Below are 6,606 nucleotides of genomic sequence, written 5' to 3'. Positions count from 1 at the left end.
CCCCCCCCCCCCCCGCCGCCCGCGCCCCGGCCCTGAGCTCGGCCCTGAGCGCCGCCCTTCGCGCGGCCCTGAGCGCCGCCCGGCGCCCGTCCCTGGCGTTGCCGCTGGGCGCCGAGGACGGGGCCTTGACGGTGTGGCTGCCGGGGAGGCACGGGCACGGGGGACACCTCCGGGGGCGGTGACGACGCCCCTTCCGGCCGGGGCCGGAACGGACGTGGCGGACATACAGGGACGACCACGGGAACCGTAGGTCCATACGATGAGCTGCACCTGTCCCGGAGCGGGCGGCACGCCTGCCTGTCCCCCGTTCGCGGTAACGTGACGCCCGAACCCACGCTCCCGAAACCCCCGCTTCCGACCTTGCGAACAAGGTCCCCATCAGGACCCCGAAGGACCCCATGTCTGACCACTCGCCCGCGGTCTCCGTGATCATGCCGGTGCTCAACGAGGAACGTCATCTGAGGAACTCCGTCCGGCACATCCTCGAGCAGGAGTACGAGGGCGAGATGGAGGTCGTCATCGCCCTCGGCCCCTCGACCGACCGCACCGACGAGATCGCCGCCGAACTGGTGCGGGAGAACGCTCAGGGCGGCCGGGGCCGCCGCGTGCAGACCGTCCCCAACCCGACGGGCCGCACACCGGCCGCGCTGAACGCCGCTATCGAGGCGTCCTCGCACCCCATCGTCGTGCGCGTCGACGGGCACGGCATGCTCTCGCCCGACTACATCGCCACGGCCGTGCGCCTCCTCGACGAGACCGGCGCGCAGAACGTCGGCGGCATCATGCACGCCGAGGGCGAGACGCCCTGGGAAGAGGCCGTCGCCGCGGCGATGACGTCGAAGATCGGTGTGGGCAACGCCGCGTTCCACACCGGCGGCCGGGCCGGCCCCGCCGAGACGGTGTACCTCGGGGTTTTCCGCCGCGAGGCGCTGGAGCAACAGGGCGGCTACAACGAGGAGTTCATCCGAGCTCAGGACTGGGAGCTGAACTTCCGCATCCGCGAGGCAGGCGGCTCGATCTGGTTCTCGCCCGAGCTGCGCGTCCAGTACAGGCCGCGCCCGTCCGTGCGCGCGCTCGCCAAGCAGTACAAGGACTACGGGCGTTGGCGCCACGTCGTGGCGCGCTACCACGCCGGCTCCATCAACCTGCGCTACCTGGCGCCGCCGACCGCGGTGTGCGCCATCGCCGCGGGCATCGTCGTCGGCGCGGCCGTCACACCGTGGGCGTTCCTCGTGCCCGCCGCGTACGCGGCCGGCATCGCCGCCGGCTCCGTACCGGCAGGCAAGGGCCTCGGCGCCAAGGCGCGCCTGCAGATCCCGGTGGCGCTCGCCACGATGCACATGGCCTGGGGCTACGGCTTCCTGACGAGCCCGCGCTCGCTCGCCAGGCGGGTGATCGCGAGCCGCAGGCCCGCCGTGCCGAAGGACCCGGCGGCGGTCTGACCCCGCGCGGCCCCGGGAGGCCGCAGAACCGTACGGCGAAGGCCGCCTGACGTCACGTCAGGCGGCCTTCCGCTGTGAGCCGGTCAGCGGCGCCGCACGCGCCTCACCACTGGTAGGGCTTGTACACCGGCATGCAGGCGTCCTTCTTGCCGCCGTTCAGGACGTCCGCCGACGTCGGCACCGAACCGGCCTTCGGCTTCTCGTGCTTGGGGTACGTGGTGCCCTCGCGCCAGTCCGCGCCCACGATGACCGTCACGCCCGTCACCGACGCCGACTGGTGCACACCGCTCGACGGCACACCGAGCGCCTTGGCCACGCCCTGCGCGTCCCCGGCCAGCGCGGAGCGCGGGTAGAGGACCGTGGTGTCCTTCTGCGGCTTCTGCGTCGAGTCCGTCTCCGCACGCCCGTAGCCCTTGCCCACCAGCAGTTCCTTGATCGTACGGGCCCGGCCGGGTACGGGCGCCTGGTCGCCGCCGGTGCCGTTGAACACCGTCACCGCCGTCTGGGCGGGGGGATCGCTCGGCGCGGGCACACTGGCCTTCGTGGAGGGCTTCGGGGTGGCGGAGGACTTGGCCTTGCCGTTCTTGTCCAGTGCCACGTCGTCGCGCAGCAGCGACCACAGCTGGTCCGCGTCCCCCGGTTTCGGCAGGACGTGGTTGATGTTCTGCGGGTCCTCGATCGTCGGCATGGTCACCGTGGTCATGCGGTTGATCGGGACGTTTTTGAGCTGCATGCCCAGGTCGAACAGCTTGGGGACCGAGCCGATCTCGTCCGACACCTTGAGCGCCTTGATGGCCGCGTCGGCGAGGCCCGTCAGCTTCATCGGGCTGGTGAAGTAGTTCTGCGACTTCAACTGGCGGAACATCGAGGTGAGGTACATGTGCTGCGCCTTGCTGCGGCCGAGGTCGCTCGCGAACGCGTGCCGGGTGCGCAGCCACTGGAGCGCCTGCTTGCCCTTGACCTTGGTCGTGCCCGCCTTGAGCCTCAGCCCGGATCCGCCCGGCACCGCGGGCGTCGGGTGGTCCCAGACGTTCTCCTGCACGCACACCGGCACACCGCCGATGGCGTCCGCCATCCTCACGACGCCCGCGAAGTCGATCGTCATCCAGTGGTCGATGTAGACGCCGGTCAGCTTCTCCCACGTGGAGAGCGTGCAGCCGGCGCCGCCGCGGGCGAGTGTGGTGTTGATGATCGCGTTCGTCGGCGGGTAGTCCTTGCCGGTCTTCGCGTCCTTGCACTCCGGTATGTCGACCCGGGTGTCACGCGGTATCGACACCATCGACGCGTTCTTGCGGTCCGCCGACACGTGCAGCAGCATCTGGACGTCCGCGAGAGGGGGATCGTCGCGCAGGTCCTTGCCGCCGCCGAGCGCGACATTCGCCGCGCTCGCGCGGGAGTCGGAGCCTATGAGCAGGATGTTCAGCGGCCGCTGCCCGGCCGCGTTCGCCTTCGGCTTGTTCACGTCGGAGTGGCCGCCCGTGCGGGAGCCGCTGCGTATGTTCCCGTTCAGGTGGCGGTAGTACAGATACCCCGCCCCGGCCGTGGCGAGGACGAGCAGCGACAGCACGCCGGCGATCCAGCGCAGCGCCCTGAACCTGCGCTGCTTCTTGCGCCGCCGCGACGAGCGGCCACCGCCACCGCCGCCGTCCTTGCCGCGGCGCCCGCCGCCGCCCGCGCCCGCCTGGCCCGGAGCAGTCCCCGGGCCGCGCTGCTCCGGCACCGTCGCCGTACGGACCGTCGTACCGGCGCCCGCGTCGGCCGCGTGCCCGTAGGAGCCGCCGTCCGCGCCGCGCCCGCGGGCGTCTCGCGCCCGTCCCCTCGCGCCGGCGCGGCGCGCGCTGTCCTGACCCACCCGTTCCCCCTCGGTTCAGGACCTGCCCGCGCGCCGGATCACCGGCGTCACTTGGCGCAGACCTGTTTGTCGGCTTCCACCTTCTGCACGGTGTCCGGCAGCTTCGCCGGACCCGTCAGGGGCGTCCCCGCGCCCTTGAAGTCCTTGCCCAGCGTGAGCGTCATCGCCTGGAGACCCACCGCGTCCTTCGTGCCCTTCTTCAGGGCCGACGCCGGCAGCCCCATCCAGGCGGCGACCGTGCGCGCCTGGTCGGCCTGGTTCGGCGCGTACTCCAGCGTGGTCTTCGCCACCTCGGTGGTGGCGTCGCCCTTGTTGGTCGTCTTGGGCGCCTGCTTGGTGTTCTGCAGCCACGACAGCGTGGCCTGCGCGGAACCGGCGGGCGCGCCGCCGTTGTAGACGTCCACCCTGACGTCGTTCGCCGCGGCCTTCGGGCCCTTCAGCACGCTGTCGTCCTTGGACTTCGTCTTCTTCTTCACCTCGGTGAGCGAGGTGTCGTTCTGCAGGTCGTCGAAGATGGGCTGCGCCTGCGCCTCGTTCAGCACGACCGTCGCGTGGACGACCTCGTCCGGGTTGTCCACCACCGGCAGCGTGGTGAAGGTGATGTTCTTCGGGTTCACCTTCGACAGCTCGCCCGCGAGGCTGGTCAGCTTCTTGATGGACCCTATGCCGGTGTCCACCGTGAGCGCCTTCGTGGCGGCCTCCGCGAGACTCGCCAGCTTTGTTGGGCTGCTCAGCGTGTCCTTCGACTTCAGCTTCCTCAGCAGCGCGCTCAGGAACTGCTGCTGCACCTGGATGCGGCTGAGGTCGCTGCCCGTGCCGAAGCTGTGCCGCGTCCTGACGAACGCGAGCGCCTGCTCGCCCTCGATGGTGTGCTCGCCTTTCGACAGCTTCAGGTGCGACTTGGGGTCGTCCACGGCGTGGTCGACGCAGATCGGCACGCCGCCGACCGCGGTCGACAGCGTCTTGACCGCGTTGAAGTCGGCCATCATGAAGTGGTCGACCTTGACGCCGGTGATCTCCTGGACGGTCCGCATGGCGCAGCCCGGGTCGCGGCCGTCCTGACCGAGGCTGGTGTTGAACCGCACGTGCGGCGTGCCCGGGATGACCTTCGTCTGCCCGTTCGGCTCCTTGGTCCGGCAGTCCGGGATGTCGGTGATCAGGTCACGCGGGATGGACAGCGCCGTCGCGTTCGTACGGTCCGCCGAGACGTGCAGCAGGATGTTGGTGTCCGCGTGGCCGACGCTGCCCGCGTCGCCGTACCCCTCGTTGCCCTTGCCCGTGCGCTTGTCGGTGCCCATCAGCAGGATGTTGATGGGCTTGCCGGGGTCGAAACCGCTCTGGCTGCCCGCGCCGCCGACGTCGACCGTCGACAGGTTGCTGTTCAGGTGCTGGTAGTACGCGTACGCGCCACCGCTGGTGGCGAGCACGAGGAAACCCAGCACGCCGCTCGTCCACAGCAGGGCCTTCTTCTTGCCGGACTTCTTCGCGCCCTTGCCCTTGCGGCGGCTCGGCGGCGGCCCCGCGGCCGCGGGAGCCCCGCGTCGGCCGCGCTGGCCCGGCACGTCGGGACCGCTCGGCGCGCCACGTCCTGGAGCGGCGCCTCGGCCGCCGTCGGGTGACGTACGGCGGGCGGCGCGACCGTCGGCGGCCCGGGGTCCGGGCGCGTCCGCACGGGAACCGCCGGACGTGCCACCCGACCGAGGGGGCGGCGGCTGCGCTGCGGGATTGTCCAGTCGCAGCTCGTAGTCGCCTGTCTCCGGGTTGAGGACCCACTGGTCGGCCGGGTCGATCTCGCCCTGCCCACGGTCATGTGCATCCACGGTCGTCCGAATCCTCCGTCGGTGCCACGCGAAGCGCCTCCCCCTCGGGCGCCAGGTCTTCGATCCGGCGGTGCGCCGCGGTGGCCGCCGCATACGCCGGATCGCGACACACTATCCGTCCGGTTCGCCCTGGAGCGACGCCGGTGCGGCGGTGCTGCGTCCTTACAAGCGGGCAATACGCCCAATCGTCCTGTCCTGTGCGGTTCTCCTCGCTCACCGTTCACTCACGTGCTTCTCATGCACACAGCCCGACACTGGCATTGGTTCCTGTGAACGTCGGTCCCGGCGACGCCTGCGACGCGCCGGGCGAAGCGGTGGACGATGCCGTGGGCGCGCCGCTGGCCCCGTCCGTGGATTTGCCGGAGTCTTTACCGGCGGTATCCGCCGGTGGTCCCGACGCGGAGCCGGACGGATCGCCCGTGCCGGGCGCGGGCGACGGCTTCACGGTGACGGGCGCGTCGTCGCGCACCTGCTTGAAGAGCCGCTCCGCCGGGCCCGGCACGATCTCGTCGCGGTTGTGGTCGAGGCTGTAGGGCCGCACGGGCACCGTGACGAACTGCACCTTGTCCGTCGGCACGCCCCGCATCGAGTGGACGAGGTTGTAGAGATCCCGCAGGCTGGCGAGCCCGGGGTCGGTGGTGATGGCCTTCGTCGCCGCGTCGAGCAGCGGGTAGAGCCGTGCCGGGTTCAGCAGGACGCCGTTGGACTGCACCTTCTTGAACAGCGCGCCGAGGAACCCCTGCTGGCGCTGGATGCGCTGGGTGTCGCTGCCGTCGCCGATGCCGTGGCGGGCGCGGACGAAGCCGAGTGCCTGCTCGCCGCGGACCGTCTGCCTGCCGGCGGGCAGGTGCAGGTGCGCCTCCTGGTCGTCGACCGGCTGGTCCAGGCATATCTGCACGCCGCCGATGGCGTTGATCATGTCCTTGAAGCCCTGGAAGTCGATGACCATCTCGTGGTCGATCCGCACGCCGGTCAGCTTCTCCACGGTGCGGGTCGTGCAGGCGGTGCCGCCGAACTCGTAGGCCCAGTTGAACTGCGCGAACCGCGCCTTCGTGGTCGTGCCGTCGGCCCTGCCGCAGCTCGGTATGTGCACCATCAGGTCGCGCGGTATCGACACGGCCGTGGCGCTCTTACGGTCGGCGGCGAGGTGCAGCAGGATCGTCGTGTCGGAGCGTGCGGTGCCGCCGTCGTCGCGCCCGTACTTGCCGTTGCCCTTGCCCGAGCGGGTGTCGGACCCGATCAGCAGGACGTTCAGCGCGTCGAGCGCGACGGGCGTGGGGCGCTCCTTCTCGTACGTCTGGAGCTCGGCGGCCGCGTGGGTGTCGGCCGTGATGTTGCCGTCGAGCTTCTGGTAGAGCCACCAGCCCGTGCCCGCGGCCGCGAGCACCACGACGCCGACGCCGCCGGCGATCCACCGCAGCCACGGGCGGCGGCCGCGCGCCGCCTTCTTCCCGGGCGCGCCGGTGTGCTCGCCGCCGCGGCCCGCGTCGCC

4 protein-coding genes are annotated in these 6,606 nt (G+C 71.3%); 1 reads left to right on the top strand and 3 read right to left on the bottom strand.

Annotation, left to right across the window (positions count from 1 at the left end; genetic code table 11):
• The first annotated feature begins 398 nt into the window (after nucleotides 1-398).
• The gene (locus JFN87_RS31465; protein ID WP_209345659.1) at nucleotides 399-1,442 is read left to right on the top strand and encodes a glycosyltransferase family 2 protein; all 1,044 of its coding nucleotides are present in this window, start codon (nucleotides 399-401) and stop codon (nucleotides 1,440-1,442) included.
• 103 nt (nucleotides 1,443-1,545) lie between these two features.
• On the opposite strand, the gene JFN87_RS31460 is transcribed toward JFN87_RS31465, so the two are convergent.
• The 3 genes from JFN87_RS31460 to JFN87_RS31450 all read right to left on the bottom strand — a co-directional run.
• On the bottom strand, nucleotides 1,546-3,294 hold the full coding sequence (locus JFN87_RS31460) for an LCP family protein (protein ID WP_209345658.1): 1,749 nt from the start codon (nucleotides 3,292-3,294) through the stop codon (nucleotides 1,546-1,548).
• Nucleotides 3,295-3,341: 47 nt separating this feature from the next.
• Nucleotides 3,342-5,114 carry an LCP family protein gene (locus JFN87_RS31455; RefSeq protein ID WP_209345655.1) on the bottom strand — a complete coding sequence of 591 codons (1,773 nt, stop codon included), beginning with the start codon at nucleotides 5,112-5,114 and terminating at the stop codon, nucleotides 3,342-3,344.
• Nucleotides 5,115-5,349: 235 nt separating this feature from the next.
• On the bottom strand, nucleotides 5,350-6,606 hold a 1,257-nt coding region (locus JFN87_RS31450; protein ID WP_245182714.1), incomplete at its 5' end, for an LCP family protein.

It is taken from the genome of Streptomyces montanisoli, assembly GCF_017813245.1.
Taxonomy (GTDB): domain Bacteria; phylum Actinomycetota; class Actinomycetes; order Streptomycetales; family Streptomycetaceae; genus Streptomyces; species Streptomyces montanisoli.
The sequence above is the reverse complement of the archived record's forward strand: the minus strand, read 5'-3'. Positions and strand labels throughout refer to the sequence as shown.

Coding starts and splice junctions, on each gene's coding strand:
- JFN87_RS31465 (WP_209345659.1), top strand. CDS start 399: ATGTCTGACCACTCGCCCGCGGTCTCCGTGATCATGCCGGTGCTCAAC.